Consider the following 21,451-nt stretch of genomic DNA (forward strand, 5'->3'; position numbering starts at 1 on the left):
GCGCTTGCGCCCGGGGGGAATACTTCCTCTGAACGCAGGACATGATATGTCCCTGTTCTCACCGGCGCCGTTACTTGAACGGCCCTGCTGATGGCACGATGAGCCGGACAGTAAGATGGCACGAACAGATACGGGCTAGTCCCATCCTGAACGTCGGTAGCGCGCGCGATTTCGATGCCCGGCTTTCCCTGTGACGCCGCGAGGATGCAAAGACCAACTGCTTTCGGAGGCCTACGCGTCGTCGGCTGCCTCACGGCAATGGATGGGAGATCGCCTTGATCGCCTTCAGGCCCGTACCGAAGCGGGCAATGGCGACCCTGTTCTGTTCGAGCTCGGCGTAGGGCAGGTAGGAAATGTCGAGATCACCGATCCGGCTGAAAGCCGGGCGTCGGAGCTGAGCGCGGACATCGGCTTCTCGCGCATCGGGTGCAACCAGGAAAAGTGGCGTCGACAAATGAAGATTCTCGCTGCTCAGCGCGAGATCAAGCATGCGGACAATTCCGGAATAAATGGATGTCGAATGCTCGACTTCGAATGCCGCCGCGACCGTAGCCGTCGATTGCTCGAGCCATAAGATGTCGATCAGTCTTATGGCATCGCTTCCTTGAGCGGTTGCGATGGCATGCGGCAAGCTATCGAGGCATCGAGACCCGAGCGGTACACCCTCATGAAGGCGCCCCCGGTCATTTGCCGCTACCCAGACGTCATATCCAAGTGCAAGGCCGAGGTCCCGAAGCCAGGATTGGACTTCGCTATGCGTCCGGTCGCTCTCTTTCTGATTTGCAAGCCCCTTATCGAACTTGTCGGACTGTGAGCGCGTTTCATTCAGCAAGGCCATCCAATCGCGAGCATTTTCGCTCGAACCGCTGAGCGGTGGGGCTGGAAACCGTCCCGATCCGATATCGAACAGCAGCCCTCCTATCGCGCCCAAATCGTTGGAGAGAAGATCCCGGTAGCAATCGTTGAGATCCAGAATGCCCGCGCGCATCGCGAGAAAATGCTCCCAGCTGCCAAGCTTCACATTCGCACCCGTCAGCGCGTTGTAGCCCTTTACGATTGCCGTATTGAACGGAGGCACAAGGGTGGGATGCAGAAAATAGAGAATGTTGGCTACCGCAGGACCCAACCCCTTGATCTTCTGTCTGTCGATTGCGAGGATCCCGGCGACGACCTCCTCGGCGGTATCGCAACAGGAGCAATGGTGAAGAAGTCTGCCAAAAGCTCGTTGATTGTCGGCGTTCTCGTAGATGTCCGGGATTCGGAGTTTGGGCTTCCACAAGAAAGCATGATCCGCACCTTTGAAAATCTGTCGTTGCTCGGCGATTGAATGAACAATGATCTCCAATGACGAGCCCCGATATGCCGCTCCGAAGGTGCCGGCCTCAATTTCGGCGACGACCTGCGAGATTCCTCTTCTGATCGACCGAAAATTCTTCAGTCGTTCCTCCCACAGGAACCAGCTTTGATAGGTCGAGCCGGAATCGCCGCGCCAGCGCTCGATCAGTTCGCGAACAAGATCGCGCTTCATGTTTATAGCCCCCGCTTGATCCATTCCGAATTGCTGTTTTCCACCTGCGGCTTGCCGGCCAAGACAGTTCGCTCGATCCGGCCCTTAGCGAAAGGCGAAACCTTCCGTCCCACCGGCAAGGTGGGCGGGAATGGAAGGTCGAAACGAGCCCGTTCACGCCCGGCGCTGCATAATTGTCGACGACCTCAGTGCCCTGCGTGTTCGCCCGCTCCGCTTGGTTTCTGACTCGCGCCTTCCGCCTCTGTCATGCCCTTCATCATCGCGTCATGGTCCATTGGCGCATTCTGCGTAATAGCCTGATATTGTGCCGGCGACAGGCCAGGGAGTTTTCGGACAAACGCGACCATATCCCAGATGAGACGATCATCATGCGTTTTCCCCCAGGCCGGCATGGCGGTCATCTTGATGCCATGCTTGATGATCCAGAATTGCTCCGCAGCCGAACGTTCCGAACCTTTGAACAAGACGGGCGCTTGCGGATACAGCCCTTGACTCATTTCGGTCTTTTCCATCCCGGGCGCGAGATGGCAGCCGCTGCACATCTCGGTATAGAGACCTGCGCCCGACGCGATCCGCGCCGGAGCCGCCAAATCTGCCGGCACCGCGATCGATCCGGATCGCGCTGCGATGGACTTCTCCCTGAATGTTTCGATGACGCTGTAAGTCAGCCGGTTATGGGGGGCATCGGCCGCTATATTATATAGGCCGAGATAGACGGTGATCGCACCCGCGCCCGCTATCAGGGCAACCGCCAGCAGCGTGAACGTCACGCTCGGCATATGCTTTCGGAAATCGAAAGTTCGAAATCGCTCCATTATCTATCTCCCGCATAACAGGCCTTGAGCTTTGCAGCCGAACGCAATGCGGCGGCTGTGCAACAGATGATACGCACCCCAACAGCTTTGCCCTTGTCACAGACGAGGCAGGCGTTTCCGTACTTGCCGCGACGAGCCATTTCAGGGTGCCCACACCCGCTCGGGCTCATGCGTCCTGCTAGGTGTGGGTTCGGAGAGATCGTGAGGACTAGCCCCTTTTTTGCCCGCTCAGATGCCACCCGCCGGCCGCACCTTCGGCTTGCGTGAGGAGCTGTGGAGATTGAAGATCTGCCACTTTCCGTTGTCCTGTTTGAGGACACTCGTAGCGACGCCATCCCGTTCGATGGTCTCGCCGCTCGCGAGCACAATCGAGAAGCTGTAGGTCTCGGTTGCGATCGCGATATTTCCTTCGCCGCGAACCGAAATCTTGTAATTGCGGAAGGTGAAGGATTTGAATTCCTTGAGTTCGGGACCCATGTGATGGTCGCGATAGTGGGCGAAGTTCCCTTCAACGCCGCCGGACTCGAATATCTGGGCGTCTGGCGAAAAGAGGGCCTCGACGCCGGTCAGGTCCAGTTTCTCCATCGCCGATTTATACTGCGCGAGCGCTGCCGCCGCGCCCTGATAATCCGCAGGCTCGGTCGCCTGAGCCGGGACGGCCACCAGCATGGCCAATGCGATTGCTGTAATCGTCAGTCGTCTCATATCATTTCCCCTTGTTGTGCCGACACTTCACGAGTGCCTCCGGTGGTTTCGATCAGATTCTGGCAAAGCGCAGCCGCAAAGAATTGGCGATGACGCTGACGGACGAGAGTGCCATTGCAGCGGCGGCAATGACCGGCGAGAGCAATAGTCCGAAAATCGGATAGAGCACGCCCGCAGCGACGGGAATCCCGGCGACATTATAGGCGAAAGCGAAGAAGAGATTCTGACGGATGTTCGCCATCGTCGCATGGCTGAGATGCCGCGCCCGCACGATGCCCAGAAGGTCGCCGCGCAGTAGCGTCACACCCGCGCTTTCGATGGCGACATCGGTTCCCGAACCCATCGCGATGCCGACGTCGGCGGCGGCGAGCGCGGGGGCGTCGTTTACCCCGTCGCCGGCCATGGCGACGATCCGGCCCTCTTCGCGCAGCCGCTGCACGACCGCACTCTTCTGGTCGGGGAGGACATCGGCCTCGACGTCGTCGATGCCGAGGCGCCGCGCGATCGCCTCGGCGGTGACGCGATTGTCGCCGGTTAGCATGATGACCTTGATTCCGGCTTCGCGCAGCGCCGCGAGTGCGTCGCCCGTCGTCTCCTTGACCGGATCGGCGATGGCGATGACGCCGGCCGCCTTGCCGCTGACCGCGATGTAGATCGCCGTTGCACCGTCTGTACGAAGCCGGTCAGCCGCCTCGGCGAGTGCGCCCAGATCGACGTCATATTCTTCGAGAAAGTTCGCATTGCCGAGGACGATCGCCTTGTCGTCGACGACCCCGACGATGCCCTTGCCGACCGGCTGGTCGACTCCCGATGGCTCGACGAGCGCGAGGGCGCGGTCTTCCGCCGCTTTGACGATTGCGGCGGCCAATGGATGTTCGCTGCTGCGCTCAAGGCTCGCGGCAATCCGGAGGAGGTCGTTTTCCTCGAACCCTTCGGCGACTTCGATGGCGACGACCGAGGGTCTGCCTTCTGTCAGCGTCCCGGTCTTATCGACGACGAGCGTGTCGACCTTCTCCATCCGCTCAAGCGCCTCGGCATTTTTGATCAGCACGCCAACTTCGGCGCCGCGCCCCACGCCGACCATGATGGACATTGGCGTCGCGAGGCCGAGCGCGCAGGGACAGGCGATGATGAGCACCGAGACGGCGGCGATAAGGCCATAGGCCATGGCGGGCACGGGGCCCAGAAGCGACCAGACAACGAAAGCGGCAATGGCGACGACGATGACGCCGGGCACGAACCAGCCCGAAACGGCATCGGCGAGACGCTGGATCGGCGCGCGGCTGCGCTGCGCATCGGCGACCATCTGTACGATTCGCGCGAGCATCGTGTCGCGCCCGACCTTCTCGCTGCGCATGAGCAGGCCGCCCGTTTGATTGATCGTTCCGCCGACCAGCGCCGCCCCGGCCGCCTTGGTCACCGGCATCGATTCGCCCGTGACCATCGATTCGTCGACCGTGCCGCGGCCTTCTACGACGATGCCATCGACGGGGACTTTTTCGCCCGGACGGATGCGTAGCATGTCACCGACCGCGACGTCCTCGAGCGCGACCTCCTCGTCGCTTCCATCGCTGCGGACGCGCCGGGCGAGCTTCGGTGTGAGGTCAAGGAGCGCGCGGATCGCGCCGCTCGTCGTTTCGCGGGCCCTGAGTTCGAGCACCTGCCCGAGTAGCACCAGCACCGTGATGACCGCCGCCGCCTCGAAATAGACCGCGACCGAGCCATCATCGGCGCGGAACGCAGCCGGAAAGATTTGGGGGACGATCGCCGCGATCATGCTGTAGCCCCACGCGACCCCGGTCCCCATCGCGATGAGGGTGAACATGTTGAGGCTTTTGTTGCGGATTGAGAGCCACGCGCGCTCGAAGAAGGGCCAGCCCGCCCATAGAACGACGGGAGTCGCGAGCAACATCTGGGTCCAGTTGTTCGTCTGGCGACCGACAAATTGATGAAGGCCTGTCAGATGGCCGCCCATTTCGAGCGCAACCACCGGGAGTGCGAGAAGGAGCCCGATCCAGAAGCGCCGCCGCATATCGCGATATTCTTCGCTGGGGCCGCCCGATGCTGTCGGCATGACGGGCTCGAGTGCCATGCCGCAGATCGGGCAGCTTCCGGGGCCGGCGCGCTGGATCTCGGGATGCATCGGGCAGGTCCAGATGGCGCCTTCGGGTGCATCGGCTGCGGCCGGCTCGCGTTTTGCGGCATAAAGATCGGGATCGGCCTCGAATTTGGCGAGGCAGCCTGCGCTGCAGAAATAGTGATGCTTGCCGCTATGCGTCGCGATATGAGGTGTGGTGGCCGGATCGACCATCATGCCGCAGACCGGATCAGTCGTGCTCCCGCTGCCTTTTTCTGCGCCCTGATGATCGTGCATCGCCGCCGCTCCCCGATGAATGCCCGCCTCTTGGCGGGCCAGTACAAACGCCACTGGTCGAATTCACCGTTGGCATCTTACTTGGCGGTTCCGGAACGGAAACCGCTTCTATCGATACGCAACAAGAGCGGTTATCCCTTGGATTTTCTTTGCCCCGTGCCGTCAGGTCCCGGGCTTTCGGGCCTCGATGATCCCGATCGCACCGGTTGGCGTGCGGAACGTCTCAAGCTCGCGAACATCGCAAAAGCCTGCCTCTCTCATCAGCACCGGGAGCAATCCATCGGCGTTGGGCTGGGTGTCCTGGACGCCGTCGAGCTGCTGGATCGTGAGGCGGAACAACAACCGCATGAGGCGGCTGCGCTGTTCCCCATAGTCGGCAACATAGAGTTTGCCGCCCGGCGCGAGCACCTGCCGGGCCTCGCGTAGCAGACGTGCCTTTTCCTCAAGCCCGACCTGATGAAGGACGAGGCAGATCGCAATCTTGGCAGGCGGGGGCCAGTCATCGATCGCCGAAGCCGCGAAAAAGCCAACTCGAAACTCCGGCGGTGGAACAATCTGCGCGGTCTTCGTTCGGGCAATTCGCGTCGCTGCCTCGTCGGGGTCGAAACCAAGATAGCGGACGTCCCGGCTATGGCGAGCGATCGCCAGCGCAAGATTTCCCGTACCCGAGCCGATATCGAGAATGACGTCACCCTCGCCGAGCGCCATATGGCGAACGAGACGGTCGCGCCACACGCGCTCGCGCGTTGTCACCGCGACGCCGAAATCATAAAAGGGCGTCAGGAAGTGATATCCTGCCGCTGGCGTGTAGGATCTTGCTACGGGTTTCGGGTCGGGCATGGCCGTCTCCTTTCGACGCTTTGGCTTGCCGCCGGATTGCGGCCGCAATCGCCGGTCTCGACGAGACGCTTAAGGGCAAACAGGCGCGGCAGTCTTGAATGTTTCGCCGGGGCGACGCGGTGCGAGGCGCATCCGGCTCAGGGCACGATTTCGAACGCGAAGGCACTAAGGCCGGCCGAAGGCGTCACGCCTAGCCATTGAGCGCAGCGGCGCGTGAAGTGCGATTGATCGGCGAAGCCTCCCGCCGCCGCGGCGTCGGCAAGACCTCCGCCGCCGACCAGCGTCCGCACGGCGCGTTGAAGCTGGAGCCATTGCAGCAATTTGGCCGGAGGCACGCCGAAGTCGCGGCTGACGATTTCGCGGAGGCGCGAGGGCGAAAGGCAGGCGACGTCGGCCAAGGCGCGCGCGGTCGACAAATCGTCAGGGGCCGCGAGCACTTCGGACAGGCGGGCATCCACCGGACGCGCCTGCGAGCGGTCGAGATAGTCGGACGCCCAGCGCTTCGCGTCCGCGCCGCTTGCGATGTCACCTAGTCCGGCTGTCTCTATCGGCGTCAACAGGACAGGCGCCGATCCGGCGGACAGCCGGGTGCCGGCACGAAAAAGCGGGTCGAGATAAAATGACCGCACGAGGGCGCCCGGCGGCCCGAGGCGGTGCCGGACATGCGACGCTATCGCAATGGCGTGTCCGGCGGGAACTATCAGGTCGGCATCACCGGAAATTTCGAGGTCGCGTTCGATGGCGAGGCTGATCTGGTGCGCCACATGGTTATGGGGACGGCTGCTCCCGATGCGCGCGTCAATGAGCGCCCAGCCGGTCCCGAGCATGATCGAACCCGACCAAGAGGCGGTGCTTGGGGTCAAACCGGATCGGCGGTGACGAAGGGTTCGAGCGTACCGAACCAGGCAACCAGCGCGAGTATGGCGAGCGCGGCCGACGCTTCGATGATGAGGCTTCTGCGCATGGCTGCAATCGCGAGGTCGGGGTCGGCGTCGACATTGTCGGTATCGGTCCCCGGGACGGCGGCCGCGAGCGCCGGGGTCAGCCGCCAGCGGTTCGCCGCCGCGAGCGCCAGCATCAGTCCGAACAGCGCAAGCTTGGCGAGAAGCAATTGTCCATAGGGCGAGCCGAGGGAACGGCCGAGATTCTCGGCGCCGACGATCATCTGGCTGTTGACGAGGCCGGTGGCGGCGATGACGAGGACGCAGATCGTACCGACGCGCGAGAATTGATCGAGGCTCCGCGCCGCAATTTGGAGTCCGCCCGGCCATTCGCGGACACGACGTGGTGAGATCAGGATCAGGAAGGCGCCGATCGCGCCGATCCAGACCGCCGCTGCAATCAGGTGCAAGATGTCGCTGATCCGGTGCACGGTGCCTGCGGCGCCTTCGGTCGCGCCGGCGTGGCCGGACCAGACCAGACTCGCGACGGCCACCGAGCCCGCGGCCGCGAGTACGGCGGCCGAAGTTGTCGGCCAGCGGACCATCCAGATCGCGACTCCCAGCGCGAGCAGCAGCGCTGCGCTCCGGTAGACCCAGGCTGTGCCGACCTCGGTCTCGCGAACAAGGTCCCAAAAAGGCTGGAGTTCCAGGGAGAGGAGCCCCACACCCTGCATCGAAGCCGCGAGCACGCCCATCCCCAAGATGGAGAGAAGCAGTCCGGCGGCGCAGAGCCATCGCTCTGCGCGCCAGATCGAGGCCATCATCGACTGCGGCGCAAGGCGTTCGCTCCGTGTCAGCGCAAAAAGCGGGAACGCAGCAAGGCCGGCGATGAGCATCAGGTCCGCATAAAGTGCGAACCTGATGCCGATCAGAACGGGGTCCCCCACCGTCTTTTACTTTACGGTGAAGCTGAATTCGCTGCCCATGCGGTGGGTATCAGCGCCCGCCGCCGACCATGTGACCTTGTAGGTTCCGGCTGTCAGCGGCCGCTTGAGCATCAGCATCGCCGACTTGCCCTCTTTGCCCATCATCGACGAGTAAGGCACCTTCATCGGGGCATGATTGGCCATGCCGGGCATGCCGGTCATGACCAGCTCGGTCTTGAGGGTCGAGGCGACGATCTTTTCGTTGAACTGAAGATTGACCGACGTGACCTTCGAAACGGTCGAATTGGCGGCGGGCGTCGAGCTGACGAGCTTGGTGTGCGCGCTTGCCGTGGCCGGCATGAGAAGCAGAGCGAAAGCCGCCGCTGCAGAGGGGAGAAGAGACTTGAACATGAACACCTCCAAATGCGTGTCTGTCCTGCTAATACGCAGGATATCGGCATGGCCCTCAAATATTCCGGAATAATATTCTGGTGTGAGGGGTGAGGCGCTTCGGCGCGTATGTACAATGATGGAAAGGTTTGAAGAGACGATCGATGGATAAGGAGCTTCGCATTTTGAACAGGATCGATCTGCCCGCAGCGCTCGATGCGCTCGATGATCGCATCATGGGCGCATTGGCGATCCGCCGGCGCGAAGCGGTAGCGATGCGCCGCCTGATGGCGCTCGCGGCCTTTGTCTCGCTCGGCGGCGGTGTCTTTGCGGGGAGTGCGATTTCCCAGCCGGCGGTCGCGGCAAGCCCCCTGACCCCATTCGGCCCGCCTAGCGCATTGGTGCCTTCCACCTTGCTGGATGTACAGTAGCGATGCCGTCGCGCCGTCTTCTTCTCTTGGGGCTCATTGCCTTCGCCGCGGCGATTGCCGGCGTGTTCATCGGCCGTCTGGTAGCCGATGCGCCCAAAGCCAGCGAAACCGAACTTCATGCGCTTCTCCACGGCCAACTCGACCTGACCCCGGAGCAGGAAAAGAAACTCGAGCGGATCGAAGCCGACTTCGCCGGTCGCCGCCAGGCGCTCGAACTCGAGATGCGCGCCGCCAATGTCCGGCTCGCGCAGGCGATCGAAGCCGAGCATGGCTATGGACCGCGCGTCACCGAGGCGATCGACGAGACGCATGAGGTGATGGGGACATTGCAGAAGGAAACGCTCCAGCATCTCTTCGCGATGCGCGGGGTTCTCAACCCCGATCAAGCGGAAATGTTCGACAAAAGCGTGGTCAAGGCGCTGACCGCCGATGCGCGGTGAGCGCCGACCTATCGCAATGTAGCGACCAGGATCTGGCGGCCTTTGCGCGCGCGCACCGCGAAGACGCCTATCGCGAGTTGCTGCGCCGTTACAAAACGGGCGTCTACCGGCTCATCGTAAAGCAGATCGGCGATGCCGACGAGGCGATGGATTTGACGCAGGAGACGTTCGTCTCCGGCTTTTCGGCGCTCGATCGCTATGATGGCGAACGCCCCTTCCGCACATGGATCGCCCGTATCGCGCTCAACAAATGTCGCGACTGGGCACGACGGCGAAAGGTGCGCGCCTTTTTCTCCCGCGCGCTCCCGCTCGAAAATGCGCATCACGTAGCAAGCGATGGTCCTGGGCCCGATTCCGCGGCGACCGACAGGCGAGAGCTCGCCAGGGTTCGCGGGGCGATCGATCAGCTGCCGCAGAATTTGCGCGAAGTGTTGCTCCTCCGCGGTGTCGACGAGGTCAGCCAGGCCGAAACAGCGGTCATTTTGCGGGTCAGCGAGAAAACAGTCGAAACGCGCCTCTATCGAGCGCGGACCAGGCTCCGGGAATTGCTCGCGGGAACATCTGCGAGCGCCGAGGGTTGAGGGTTCGACCGCTCGTTCAGGCGGCATCTCCTCATCGTCCGGCATTTTTATTGAGGGGCAGGCGTGCCGCCTGCGTATAGCTTTAGGAACAGTCAGTAACGGTCGGAAAGAATATGCAGATGGAAAGGCGTCGGTTCGTCAGTGGAGCTTTGGGTGGAGGGGCTGCTGCGGCGATGGCCGCATGGTTCCCGGCCTGGGCCCAGCCGGTGTCGTCCGGCATCACCGCGCCGCTTCCGACCGTATCCGGCAATGACATAACGCTGCGCATCGCGCGCCAGACGATGCGCATCGACGGCAAGGTCAGTCGCGCGATCGGGATCAACGGCACCGTGCCCGCGCCGCTCGTCCGGCTGAAGGAGGGACAAAACGCGCGCCTCACCGTCGTCAACGATCTCGACGAGGACAGCTCGATTCACTGGCACGGCCTGATCCTGCCGTTCCAGATGGACGGCGTGCCCGGCGTCAGCTTCCCCGGGATCAAGCCGCGCTCGAAGTTTGTCTATGAATTCCCGGTCGTTCAATCGGGGACCTATTGGTATCACAGCCATTCGGGGCTTCAGGAACAGCTCGGCCATTATGGCCCGATCGTCATCGATCCCGCGGGCGCCGACCCGATCGGCTACGACCGCGAGCATGTCGTCGTCCTGTCCGACCACAGTCAATTGTCGCCCGAGGCGATCTTCCGCAAGCTCAAGGTCAATCCCGGCCATTTCAACATGCAGCGCCAGACGCTGGCGGGCCTGCTTGCCGGCAAGGATCAACCGCTCAAGGAGCGGATCGATTGGGGCAAGATGCGGATGGACCCGACCGACGTCGCCGACGTCAATGGTTCGACCTACACCTTCCTCGTCAACGGCCATGGTCCGCGCGACAACTGGACCGCGCTCTTCAGCCCCGGCGAGCGGGTACGCCTGCGCATCGTCAATGCGTCGGCGATGACGATCTTCAACGTCCGTATCCCGGGCCTCAGGATGACCGTCGTCCAGGCTGATGGGCTCAATGTCGTGCCGACCGAAATCGACGAGTTCCAGATCGCGGTCGCCGAAACCTATGACGTCATCGTGACCCCGGTCGAGGACCGTGCTTATACGCTCGTTGCCGAGGCCAATGACCGCTCGGGCATGGGACGCGCGACGCTCGCACCGCGCGCTGGCATGGTCGCCGAGGTGCCGCCGCTCCGCGAACGGCCGCTCGCGACCATGAAGGACATGGGCATGGGCGACATGTCGGGCGGCGCGATGGCGGGTATGGACCATTCGGGCGGCGATATGGGCGCCATGCCCATGCCGGCGAGCGACCCTTCTTGTCCTCCCGAACATGCCAAGATGGGCCATTGTACGCCAGCGGGGGAAAGCGGCGCGATGGCGGGCATGGATCATGGATCTGGCGGAGGCATGCAGCACAGCATGCGCGACTTCAGTGTCGCGCCGCAGGTCAAGCGCGATCCCAGCGTTCAGACGATCTCGCCGATGCCGATGGATCGCATGGGCGAGCCGGGGCAGGGACTGGAGAATGTCGGGCACAAGGTGCTGACCTACCATGACCTTGTCGCGCTCGAGCGCAACCCCGATACCCGCGCCGCCTCGCGCTCGCTCGACATCCATCTGACCGGCAATATGGAACGCTTCATGTGGTCGTTCGACGGCATCAAGATGTCCGACTATCACGAGCCCATCCCCTTCATCGAGGGAGAGCGCGTGCGGATCAACCTCATCAACGATTCGATGATGAGCCACCCCATCCACCTCCACGGCCATTTTTTCGAACTGGTGACGGGCAAGGGCGACCGGTCGCCGCGCAAGCATACGGTGCTTGTCCAGCCGGGCGGCATCGCGAGCTTCGATTTCACCGCCGACGCGCTCGGCGACTGGGCGTTCCATTGCCACCTTCTCTATCACATGCACGCGGGGATGATGCGCGTCGTCAGCGTCCGTCCGAAGGGAGACGGCGAATGACCCGGGTCGCGCTTCTCCTCGCGGGTATCGCCCCGCTGGCCTTTGCTGTGCCCGCCGCGGCGCAGTCGATGGATCATTCGATGCATGGTGCGGCGCCCGCGCCGACACCCGCTCCCTCGCCAACGCCAGCACCCGTAGCGCAGTCCGCGCCCGAAGCGCCCGCCGAAGGGTCGATGGAGCAGATGGACCATGGGAACATGCAGGGCATGGACATGGAACCCGAGGCTTCAAGCTGCCCGCCCGAACATGCGGCGATGGGTCATTGTACGCCTGAGGCGGAAGCTCCAGGCAAGGGCGCTTCGGACATGGGTGCGATGGATCATGGCGCACCGCAGCCGTCCGATCCCGATTGCCCGCCCGAACATGCCAAAATGGGCCATTGCACCCCGAAGGGCGGATCTGCGGACGCGATGGCGGGAATGGAAGGCATGGCGACCACGAGCAGCGCTAGCGGCACCGATTTGCCGCCGGGCGATGCTACCGCGCCTGCGCCTCCCGGCGACTGGTATGCCGATCGCATTTATCCCCAAGCCGAAATGGAGCATTCGCGCCACGACATGATGAAAGAGAATGGTGCGCAGACCATCGCTTTCATCAGCTTCAACCTTGCCGAATATCAGGCGCGCAAGGGCCGCGACGGGTTCCGCTGGGACGGTGAGGCTTGGTACGGCGGCGACATTAACCGGCTGACGATCAAGAGCGAAGGCGAGGGCGTGTTCGGCGAAGGCATCGAGAGCGCCGAGGTACAGGCGCTCTACAGCCGGGCGATCGGACCCTATTTCAACGCGCAGGCGGGTATCAGGCAGGATCTTGGGCCCGGCCCCGACCGCACCTATGCGACGATCGGCTTCGAGGGGCTCGCCCCCTATTGGTTCGAAGTCGAGGGCGCGCTGTTTCTTTCGAACAAGGGTGATCTGCTCGCCCGGCTCGAAGGCTATTACGACCAGCGCATCACCCAGAAACTGATCCTCCAGCCGATGGCGGAGGTCAATTTTGCGCTCCAGGATGTCCCCGAGACCGGCGTTGGTTCGGGGCTTTCGGATTTCGAGCTCGGGCTTCGCCTGCGTTACGAGGTCGTGAAGGAATTCGCGCCTTATGTCGGCGTCGAATGGGCGCGCAAGGTCGGCGATACCGCGCGTTTTGCCCGCGCCGCGGGCGAGGATGCGAGCGGCGTCAGCTTCGTGATGGGGGTGCGGGCCTGGTTCTAGAAGTTTCGCGGGGTGGCGACACGTCGAGGAGAAATGCCGTGAAACCAGCCTATCGCAGCCTCGCGCTGCAGACGATCGTCAGCGGCGTCATCATGTATCTGGTGATGTTCGTCATGATCGACCGCCTCTCGAGCTTCTACAATAATCTCAACATGCTCTACATGACGCTGATGATGGTCTCGCCGATGGTCGTGCTGATGATCGTCGCAATGCCGGGCATGTTCCCGTCGAAACGTCTCAATACGTTCCTGCTGCTGGGATCGGCAGTTGCCTTCTTCGGGAGCTTCGGGCTCATCCGGACACAGACGACGATCGGCGACACGGCCTTCTTGCGTTCGATGATCCCGCATCACTCGGGCGCGATCCTCATGTGTGAACAGGCTTCTCTCAAAGATGCCGAGATACGCGAACTCTGCCGCGGCATCATCGCGGGGCAGGCGGCCGAAATCGAACAGATGAAATCCATTCTCGCGAGGAAATGACATGAAAAATCTGATGACGCGCCGTCATCTTTTCGGCCTGATTGCGGTCGGATCGGGGATGGCGCTTGCGGCATGCAATTCTGCCTCGGGCCCGGCGGCGACCAGCGATAAGAATGGCGCGGCGCCCGCGCCGGGCGCCGAGACGTCCAGCCCCAAGCGAATGCTCGTTTATCGCGATCCCGAATGCGGCTGCTGCGAAGCTTGGGCGGATATCGCACGCAAGGCCGGTTATGATGTGACTGTCGAGAACCGCGCTGACATGGCCGCCGTAAAGACGCGATATGGTGTGCCTGGCCAGCTGGCGTCGTGCCACACGGCCGTGATCGGCGGCTATGCGATCGAGGGTCATGTGCCGATGCGGCATGTTGCGAGACTCCTCCACGACAAGCCACGCGACATTCGCGGAATCGCCGTGCCCGGCATGCCGCGCGGTTCTCCGGGAATGGAAATGCCGGACGGAAGCGCGGACGCATTCGAAGTGATGGCATTCGGCAGCGACGGCAAGGTTTCTGAATTCCGCGCATGACCTGCCGACACGAAGAGGAGACAGATATGACGAGATTCATTCCCCTAGCGAGCGCCGCCGCGCTGATATTTGCTCTGGCAGGATGCGGCACTGAGCCCGCGCAGCAGAGCGACGTCACACCGGAACAGAGTGAGGTCACTGCCGGTGAGCCGCCCGCAATGGTCGAGACCATGCCCGTAGCGGACGAGCCGCCCGCCGCGTCTGCCCCGGCGGCGCCGACCGAAGAAGCGATGCCTCCGGAGAAATCCCGCCCCAAGCAAGAACCCGCCGCGAAGGCCGCTGTGCCGCCGCGGGCAAAGGCCGCGCCGGAAGCGCCGAAACCTGTCGAACCCGAACCCGATCCTCATGCCGGGCACGATATGGACAAAAAATAAGGAGCATGTGCCGACGCGGCATGTCGCCCGGGCGGTCGAGGACAAGCTGCGCGAAGTGTCCGGCATCGCCGCGCCCGGCATGCCGCGCGGTCGGGCGCTGCTCGATGCCGCAGCGAGAGATATAACCATATGGAATAACCATCTCGTTTATAGCGATGAGTGGTGATTATTTCTGGTCATGCCAAGGCCGCGAAGATAGCTCGGTGGCGAAGCCGAGAGCTTTCGCAAATGGGAGGGGACCATGAGAAAATTGCTTCGCACGAGTGGCTCGATTATCGCCGTCCTGGCAGGCATGTCGGCCGCCGCCGCCTTCGCGCAGGATAACGCCAAAGAGGCGCCGGGGCCAGGCGCGTCGCAGGGCGAAATCGTCGTGACGGGTACGCGGCGGAACGATCTCAAGGCGGCCGATTCCGCTCAGCCGATCGACATCATCACCGGTGCCGAACTGCTCGAAAAGGGCACGGCCGACATGAATGATCTCCTGCGCACCGAGGTCCCGTCGCTCAATGTCCAGCGCCTCGTCAGCAACGACGGCGCCGTTTTTACCCGGCCTTTCTCGCTGCGCGGCCTGCCGCCGGACCAGACGCTGGTGCTCGTGAATGGCAAGCGGCGCCATCGCGGCGCGACGGTCCAGTTCACCAATGTTCCCTATATCCGGGGATCGCAGGGACCCGATCTTTCGGCGATCCCGTCGATCGCGATCGGCCAGCTCGAGGTTCTGCGTGACGGCGCGTCGGCGCTCTATGGATCGGATGCGATCGCCGGCGTCCTCAATTTCGGTCTGCGCCGCGACCGCGAAGGCGGATTGCTGATCGCCCGCTATGGCCAATTCTATAAGGGCGACGGCGAGGATTTCCTCGTCCAGGGCAATGTCGGGCTTCCCTTCACCGACGCCGGTTTCGTCAACATCAGCGGCGAATATGTGAACGCCAGCACGACGTCGCGCGGCATTCAGCGTCCCGACGCGCAGGCGCTCATCGATGCCGGCGTTCAGGATGTCCCGGTCCCGGCGCAGCGCTGGGGAAATCCCGAATCCGAGGCGGCGCGCATCTTCGTCAATGCCGGCATCGAACTGTCGGACGAGATGGAATTCTACACCTTCGGCAACTATAGCTGGAGCCGCGGCACGACGGCCTTCTTTTACCGCAACCCCGATGCCAGCTTCATTTCCACCTCGATTCCGCTCACCAATACGCCCGGAGGACAGCGGTTCAGCTTCCGCCAGCTCTTTCCCGGCGGTTTCACCCCGGATTTCGGTGCCACGGTGACCGATGCGGCGCTGGCGGCCGGCCTCAAGGGCGAATTCTCCTCGGGCCTGACCTATGACCTCAGCGCTTCCTATGGTCAGAACCATGCTTCCTACCGGATCGAAAATACGGTCAATCCGTCGCTTGGCCTCGCGTCGCCGACCTCCTTCAAGCCGGGGCAGCTCGAGCAGCGCGAACTCGCTTTCAATCTCGATCTCACTTACCCCATCGCGATCGGCACCTCCGATCCGCTGACGCTTGCAGGCGGTCTCGAGTATCGGCGCGAGACATATGAGATCACGGCCGGCGACATCGCATCATGGCAGGTTGGTCCTTTCGCGTCGGTCATCGATCCCGATACCGGAAACCGCGTCGGACTGCCGGTCGGCTCGAACGGCTTCCCGGGCTTCAGTCCCATCCAGGCGGGCGAGTTCGCGCGCAGCAACTGGGCCGCCTATACGTCGCTCGAAGGCAATCTCACCGACGCGCTCCAGTTCGGCCTTGCCGGCCGCTACGAGAATTACTCGGACTTCGGCTCGAAATTCACCTGGAAGATCAACGGGCGATATGATTTCTCGGACGTCTTCGCGGTGCGCGGATCGGTCAACACCGGCTTTCGGGCGCCGACGCCGGGCCAGTCGAACGCCTCGCAGGTCCAGACCAACATCGACTCGATAACCGGGGCGCCGCTGACCGCAGGCATTATCGCGCCCAACAATCCGGTGGCGCAATTCTTCGGCGCGACGCCGCTTCGGCCCGAGAATTCGTTCAACGTCGCCGGCGGCATCGTGGTGAAGCCCTCCAATCGCATCACCTTCACGCTCGACTATTTCAACATCAAGGTCGAAGACCGGATCGCCGTATCGGGCAATTTCAATCTCACCCCGGCGCAGCGTGCGCAGCTCGCGGCGCTTGGCATTCCCGGTGGGGATTCCTTCCAGCAGGTGAGCTTCTTCACCAATTCCTTCGACAGCCGCACCCAGGGCGTCGATGCGGTGCTCACCGTGGGCTTCGACCTCGGCGACGGCAAGGCCACGCTCGGCCTCAACGGCAACTATACCAAAACCGATGTCATCAAGGCCTCGCCGGTGATCACTGCGGACCGCGAGCGGCTGCTCGAACTCGAGGGCTTCGTTCCGAAGTGGAAGGGCAATGCGTCCTTCACTTATGCGGGCGAGCGCTTCGGCTTCGTCGCGCGCGCGAACTATTATGGCAAATGGACCGACTATGGCGCCGCACCGGCTGCCGACCAGACGGGCGGCGCCGAACTGCTGGTCGATCTCGAGCTGTCCTACAAGGTTAGCGACATGCTCAAGCTCGCGGTCGGCGGCGAGAATATCTTCGACAATTACCCCGACGTCGAGGCGCGGCAATCCCAGATCAACAACGGGATCCGATATCTCCGCTTCGCGCCGACGGGGTTCAACGGGGGCTTCTGGTACGTCCGCGCGACCGCCTCCTTCTGATCGGTGGCCGTGAGGGCCGTGCGGCGTCTTGTGTCTTCAGCTGGCGTCGGAGCCGAACATCGCGTCGCGGTGGGATTCGAGCACCGCGATAAAGGCCGCAGCGACTTGGGACATCGGCCTCAACTTCGGCGTGAAGAGCATATATTCGAAATGGACCTCCGGCGCGAAATCACGGACCGTAAGGCCCCGCTCGGCATAATCCGCTGCGGTCACGGGGTTGAGAATCGAACATCCGACCCCCTGCATGACAAGCGCGCAGATGGTCATCGCATATTGGGTTTCGATGACCATCTCGCGGTGGACGCCCGCGTCCTCGAAAATGCGGTCGATGCGGTGACGCACGCCGTCCTCGAGCGCGAGCGAAATGAAGGGCTCGCCCTCGAGATCGGCCGGCCGGATGACGTCCTTGACGGCCAAGCGGTGGCCGGCAGGGAGAACGCAGGCGCCGGGGCAGCGCAGGAAGCGCTCCATCCTTATGCCGGGCAATTCGCGCGCCGGCGTCGCGAGCCCGATGTCGAACTGCTGGTTCGCCATCCATTGCCGCACCGTCGAGGAACTGCGGGTCTGGAGCTGAACGGTGACGCCGGGATGTGTCTCGCGAAAGGCCGCGATCACACGCGGCAGGAAACTGACCGCGAGCGCCGGAAGGGCGGCGATCCGGAGCGTGCCGGTCGCCATGTTGCGGATGTCTTCCGCTACCCGCTTCAGGGCCGCAATGCCCGAGAAGCTCCGCTCGACTTCGTAGAAAAAGGCGTCGGCTTCGGGCGTCACGGTGAGCGCGCTGCCGCGCGAACGCAGGAAGAGCTGAAAGCCCAGCTGATGCTCGAGCTCGGCAAGCATCTTGCTCACCGCGGGTTGCGACAGGTTGAGCGACTGCGCGGCCTGGGTGACCGATCCCGAGAGCATCACGGCCCTGAAGGCTTCGAGGTGACGCAGGTTCATCGGACATCGCTCCCTATAGCTATTTCTTATGGCGCTAGCATTGAAAGCCTCGTTTATGAATAGGTCGCACGCATCGCGCCGCTGGTTACCGGCGCTGCTCGCCGCAGGCGCCCTGTTACTCGGCGGCTGCGGCCGCGAGCCCGCCGGCACCGGTGGGCATGAAATCGCCGCGGCGAAGGGATCGACGCTTGCGCGGATTCGCGCGCGCGGAACGCTCAATTGCGCAATTCATACGGGGCAGCTCGGCATGTCCTATCTCGACAAACGCGGACGCTGGCAGGGCTTCTTCGTCGATTACTGCCGGGCGCTCGCCGCTGCGGTCCTCGGCGATGCCCGCAAGGTCCGGTTCATGCCGGTCGCCTCGAACAAGCGCTTCACGATCGTGCAGACGGGCGAGGCCGACGTCCTGTCGCGGACGACGACATGGACGCTGACGCGCGACACCGACCTCGGGGTGAATTTCGTCGGCACCATGTATTATGACGGGCAGAGCTTCCTGGTGCCCCGGCGATCGGGTGTGCGGCTTCCGACGGATCTCGATGGCGCATCGATCTGCATCACCAAGGGGACGACCTCCGAACTCAACACCGCCGAATATTTCGAGCGCAAGGGGCTGCGTTTCCAGTCCGTCGTGTTCGAGAATCCCGAGGAAGCCAAGCTCGCCTTCTTTGCCGGGCGGTGCGACGCGATGACCACCGATGCCTTCACGCTGACCGTGATCCGTCTCGCCGATACCGCGCATCCGGACGATTATGTTGTGCTGCCCGAACGACTCACCAAGGAGCCGGTAGGTCCCGTCGTGCGCAGCGACGACGAGCAATGGTATGAGATCAACAAATGGGTGCTGAACGCGCTCTTTGCTGCCGAGGAAATGGGGGTCACCCGCGCGAATGCAGCGCGCATGCGCATGGCCTCGCGTGACCCCGAAGTGCGCAAGATGCTCGGCGGCCTGCCCGGATTCGGCAAGTCGCTCGGCCTCGACGATGACTGGGCGTATCGCGCGATCGAGGCGACGGGCAATTATGGCGAAATCTTCGACCGGCACATTACGCCGCTCGGCGTCGAACGCGGACAGAATAAGCTCTATCGGGACGGCGGGCTGATCTACCCGTTGCCGATGCGATGACTCATAAACACAGGCGGCTTGCCATCGCTGCGTTACCCTGGCTGCTGATCGCGGGCGGGCTTGTGGTCGCCTACGGCCTGTTTGCGACATTGGCGGACAATCTCGCGGACCGAAACATCCGGACGGGGTTCGGTTTCCTGTTCGACCGGGCGGGTTTCGCGATTGGCGAAACGCTGATTGCTTACGCGCCGGGCGATTCCTATGCCGCGGCGCTGGCGGTGGGTCTTCTCAACACGCTCCTGATATCGGCGCTCGGCATCATCTTCTCGACCTTGCTCGGCCTCGCGGTCTGCATGGCGCGCCTGTCGTCCAACTGGCTGCTTGCGAGGCTCTCCGGCCTTTATATCGAGCTGGTTCGCAATATTCCGCTGCTGCTCCAGATGTTCGTCTGGTACGCCGCGCTGCTGTTCGGTCTGCCCGGACCCGGCCCGGGCGCCGTCGGACCGTTCGACCTCGATAATCGGGGATTGCACCTCCCCGCGCTCTCCTTGGCCGATCCGGGACGGCCGGTCTTTCTCATCGCGATCGTCGCCTGTGCGATCCTGCTGGGTGCCGTGCGGCGAGGAGCCGTTCGCACGCGCACTGCGCTGGCCTTCGCCGGCATCTCCCTGGTGCCGCTCTTGCTGTGGGGCGGGATCGATCTGCCGCGGGCGGGGCGCTTCGGAACCGTCGGCGGATTGTCGCTCTCCACGGAGTTTCTGACGCTGGTCGCCAGCCTTTCGGTCTATGCCTCGGCCTATCTGGCCGAGATATTCCGCGGCGCGATCCTCGCCGTTCCCGCAGGGCAGAGCGAGGCCGCCAAAGCGCTCGGCCTGTCGCCCGCGCAAACAATGGGACGGATCGTGATGCCGCAAGCGCTGCGCATCGCCATACCGCCGATGACGAGCTGGCATCTCAACACGATCAAGAACAGCTCCCTGGGGGTCGCGATCGGATATCCCGAATTTGTCTCGGTGGTCGATACCGTCATCAGTCAGACAGGGCAGGCGATCGAGGGCGTCGGCCTGATCGTCGCGACCTTCCTGCTGCTTTCGCTATCCTTGTCGTTCGTCACCGGCCTCTATGCCCGCCAGTTGGGCTGGAGCGTCGCCGGGCAGCCCGGCCGGAGCATCCAGTCGGCGCCCCTCGAACCCTTTCCGCTGCGCTCGGCGACCGCCTGGCCGTCGTGGATACGGCGCAATCTGTTCAGAGGAGGACGCCAGTCGATACTCACCATCGCGATCCTCGCCATGACCGCGGCTTTCGCCGGCAAGGGGCTCTCGTGGCTGCTGTTCGACGCGACCTTCGCCGGGGGCGCGGCCGATTGCCGTTTGGCCAGCGGTGCTTGCTGGCCATTCCTCCGCGAAAATGCGCGGCTGATATTGTTTGGCACCTATCCCGAAGCCGAGCAGTGGCGGTCCGCAGCAGCGGCGGCCGCGCTGCTTTCATGCCTTGCCTTCTCCTTCGTCCCGCGATTCTGGCGCAGCCGCCTCGGGCTTGTCTGGCTCGGCGCAATCGCCGTGGCGGTACTTCTGCTACGAGGAGGATTCGCGGGCCTTTCCTATGTCCCGATGGAGAAGTGGAGCGGCCTGCCGGTCACATTGCTGCTCGCGAGCCTTGCGGTGGTCGGCGCTTTTCCATTGGCTATACTCCTCGCGTTCGGCCGCAGGTCGGCGCGGCGCGGCATTCGCTGGCCGAGCGTCGCCTTCATCGAGCTGGTTCGCGGAACGCCGCTGATCGGAGTGCTCTTCCTCGCTGCGGTCCTGTTCCCGCTGTTCGTGCCCTCCTATCTCTCGATCGACAGCCTGCCGCGCGTCCAGCTCGCGCTCATATTCTTCACTGCCGCCTATATGGCCGAGGTCATCCGGGGCGGCCTGCTGGCGGTTCCCGTCGGGCAAGCCGAGGCCGCGCATGCTCTTGGCCTCACCAAATGGCAGGCGCGGCGCCATATCCTGTTGCCGCAGGCGCTGAAAGTCAGCGTGCCGGGGCTGGTCAACACTTCGATCAGCGAGGTCAAGAACACGACGCTCGTCCTCATCGTCGGCGTCTTCGATTTGTTGCAGACGACCCGCCTCTCCTACGTCGAGGCGCAATGGCGACCCTATTTCGCCGAAGCCTATCTTTTTACCGGGACAATCTTTTTCCTCCTCTGTTTCTCCCTGTCCCGGCTCAGCATGAAGATCGAACGGAAACTAAACTATGCAGGATAATCACGACAGAAAATGGCCCGGGGAG

21 protein-coding genes are annotated in these 21,451 nt (G+C 63.1%); 12 read left to right on the forward strand and 9 right to left on the reverse strand.

The window, feature by feature from the left end; all coding sequences use genetic code 11:
- Positions 1-250: 250 nt before the first annotated feature.
- From QOL79_RS18290 to copC, 8 genes are all read right to left on the reverse strand, one after another.
- Complete coding sequence (locus tag QOL79_RS18290) at positions 251-1,528, reverse strand: type II restriction enzyme NmeDI-related protein (RefSeq protein ID WP_011542709.1); 1,278 nt, start codon at positions 1,526-1,528, stop codon at positions 251-253.
- Positions 1,529-1,713: 185 nt separating this feature from the next.
- Entirely contained in the window at positions 1,714-2,307 is a 594-nt protein-coding gene (locus QOL79_RS18295; protein WP_223181176.1) for a c-type cytochrome, read from the reverse strand.
- A gap of 264 nt (positions 2,308-2,571) precedes the next feature.
- On the reverse strand, positions 2,572-3,012 hold the full coding sequence (locus QOL79_RS18300; RefSeq protein ID WP_283420338.1) for a YybH family protein: 441 nt from the start codon (positions 3,010-3,012) through the stop codon (positions 2,572-2,574).
- A gap of 88 nt (positions 3,013-3,100) precedes the next feature.
- Positions 3,101-5,422: a heavy metal translocating P-type ATPase gene (locus QOL79_RS18305; RefSeq protein ID WP_039578973.1), complete on the reverse strand. Its 2,322-nt coding sequence runs from the start codon at positions 5,420-5,422 to the stop codon at positions 3,101-3,103.
- A 162-nt stretch (positions 5,423-5,584) separates the two neighbouring features.
- The gene (locus QOL79_RS18310) at positions 5,585-6,262 is read right to left on the reverse strand and encodes a class I SAM-dependent methyltransferase (RefSeq protein ID WP_003046415.1); all 678 of its coding nucleotides are present in this window, start codon (positions 6,260-6,262) and stop codon (positions 5,585-5,587) included.
- 137 nt (positions 6,263-6,399) lie between these two features.
- Positions 6,400-7,089, reverse strand: a complete 690-nt coding sequence (locus tag QOL79_RS18315; protein ID WP_003046411.1) for a helix-turn-helix domain-containing protein — start codon at positions 7,087-7,089, stop codon at positions 6,400-6,402.
- 32 nt (positions 7,090-7,121) lie between these two features.
- Positions 7,122-8,090, reverse strand: coding sequence for a copper homeostasis membrane protein CopD (copD, locus tag QOL79_RS18320; protein ID WP_003046408.1), 969 nt, complete (start codon positions 8,088-8,090; stop codon positions 7,122-7,124).
- 6 nt (positions 8,091-8,096) lie between these two features.
- Positions 8,097-8,480, reverse strand: a complete 384-nt coding sequence (gene copC / locus QOL79_RS18325; protein WP_011542702.1) for a copper homeostasis periplasmic binding protein CopC — start codon at positions 8,478-8,480, stop codon at positions 8,097-8,099.
- Positions 8,481-8,644: 164 nt separating this feature from the next.
- Between copC and QOL79_RS18330 the strand changes: the two genes are divergently transcribed.
- The 10 genes from QOL79_RS18330 to QOL79_RS18375 all read left to right on the forward strand — a co-directional run bounded on the left by QOL79_RS18330 (position 8,645) and on the right by QOL79_RS18375 (position 17,169).
- Entirely contained in the window at positions 8,645-8,890 is a 246-nt protein-coding gene (locus tag QOL79_RS18330) for a hypothetical protein (RefSeq protein WP_137870392.1), read from the forward strand.
- Positions 8,891-8,892: 2 nt separating this feature from the next.
- Complete coding sequence (locus QOL79_RS18335) at positions 8,893-9,330, forward strand: periplasmic heavy metal sensor (RefSeq protein WP_003046401.1); 438 nt, start codon at positions 8,893-8,895, stop codon at positions 9,328-9,330.
- Complete coding sequence (locus QOL79_RS18340; protein ID WP_003046398.1) at positions 9,327-9,911, forward strand: RNA polymerase sigma factor; 585 nt, start codon at positions 9,327-9,329, stop codon at positions 9,909-9,911. The genes QOL79_RS18335 and QOL79_RS18340 overlap by 4 nt, the downstream gene beginning before the upstream one ends.
- 119 nt (positions 9,912-10,030) lie before the next feature.
- Positions 10,031-11,866, forward strand: a complete 1,836-nt coding sequence (locus tag QOL79_RS18345; protein WP_374046507.1) for a copper resistance system multicopper oxidase — start codon at positions 10,031-10,033, stop codon at positions 11,864-11,866.
- Entirely contained in the window at positions 11,863-13,074 is a 1,212-nt protein-coding gene (locus tag QOL79_RS18350) for a copper resistance protein B (RefSeq protein ID WP_003046391.1), read from the forward strand. Before QOL79_RS18345 ends, QOL79_RS18350 begins: the two co-directional genes overlap by 4 nt.
- A gap of 92 nt (positions 13,075-13,166) precedes the next feature.
- Positions 13,167-13,556, forward strand: coding sequence for a DUF305 domain-containing protein (locus QOL79_RS18355; RefSeq protein ID WP_223181178.1), 390 nt, complete (start codon positions 13,167-13,169; stop codon positions 13,554-13,556).
- 58 nt (positions 13,557-13,614) lie between these two features.
- A complete protein-coding gene (locus QOL79_RS18360; protein ID WP_223181175.1) occupies positions 13,615-14,082 on the forward strand; it encodes a DUF411 domain-containing protein in 468 nt (155 codons plus the stop codon).
- A 26-nt stretch (positions 14,083-14,108) separates the two neighbouring features.
- Positions 14,109-14,456 (forward strand): hypothetical protein, encoded by a 348-nt coding sequence (locus QOL79_RS18365; protein WP_003046382.1) that lies wholly within the window; start codon positions 14,109-14,111, stop codon positions 14,454-14,456.
- Positions 14,428-14,622 (forward strand): DUF411 domain-containing protein, encoded by a 195-nt coding sequence (locus tag QOL79_RS18370; RefSeq protein ID WP_058806627.1) that lies wholly within the window; start codon positions 14,428-14,430, stop codon positions 14,620-14,622. Before QOL79_RS18365 ends, QOL79_RS18370 begins: the two co-directional genes overlap by 29 nt.
- A gap of 75 nt (positions 14,623-14,697) precedes the next feature.
- Positions 14,698-17,169, forward strand: coding sequence for a TonB-dependent receptor plug domain-containing protein (locus QOL79_RS18375; RefSeq protein ID WP_003046379.1), 2,472 nt, complete (start codon positions 14,698-14,700; stop codon positions 17,167-17,169).
- Between the two features lie 36 nt (positions 17,170-17,205).
- Here QOL79_RS18375 and QOL79_RS18380 read toward each other — a convergent pair whose 3' ends face one another.
- Positions 17,206-18,111, reverse strand: coding sequence for a LysR substrate-binding domain-containing protein (locus tag QOL79_RS18380; protein WP_003046376.1), 906 nt, complete (start codon positions 18,109-18,111; stop codon positions 17,206-17,208).
- A gap of 55 nt (positions 18,112-18,166) precedes the next feature.
- Between QOL79_RS18380 and QOL79_RS18385 the strand changes: the two genes are divergently transcribed.
- Both QOL79_RS18385 and QOL79_RS18390 read left to right on the forward strand, forming a co-directional pair.
- Positions 18,167-19,237 carry an amino acid ABC transporter substrate-binding protein gene (locus QOL79_RS18385; RefSeq protein WP_003046368.1) on the forward strand — a complete coding sequence of 357 codons (1,071 nt, stop codon included), beginning with the start codon at positions 18,167-18,169 and terminating at the stop codon, positions 19,235-19,237.
- The gene (locus tag QOL79_RS18390) at positions 19,234-21,426 is read left to right on the forward strand and encodes an ABC transporter permease subunit (protein WP_223181174.1); all 2,193 of its coding nucleotides are present in this window, start codon (positions 19,234-19,236) and stop codon (positions 21,424-21,426) included. Before QOL79_RS18385 ends, QOL79_RS18390 begins: the two co-directional genes overlap by 4 nt.
- The last annotated feature ends 25 nt before the right edge of the window (positions 21,427-21,451 follow it).

Origin of the sequence: Sphingopyxis sp. Geo48 (genome assembly GCF_949769155.1) — a bacterium.
Taxonomy (GTDB): domain Bacteria; phylum Pseudomonadota; class Alphaproteobacteria; order Sphingomonadales; family Sphingomonadaceae; genus Sphingopyxis.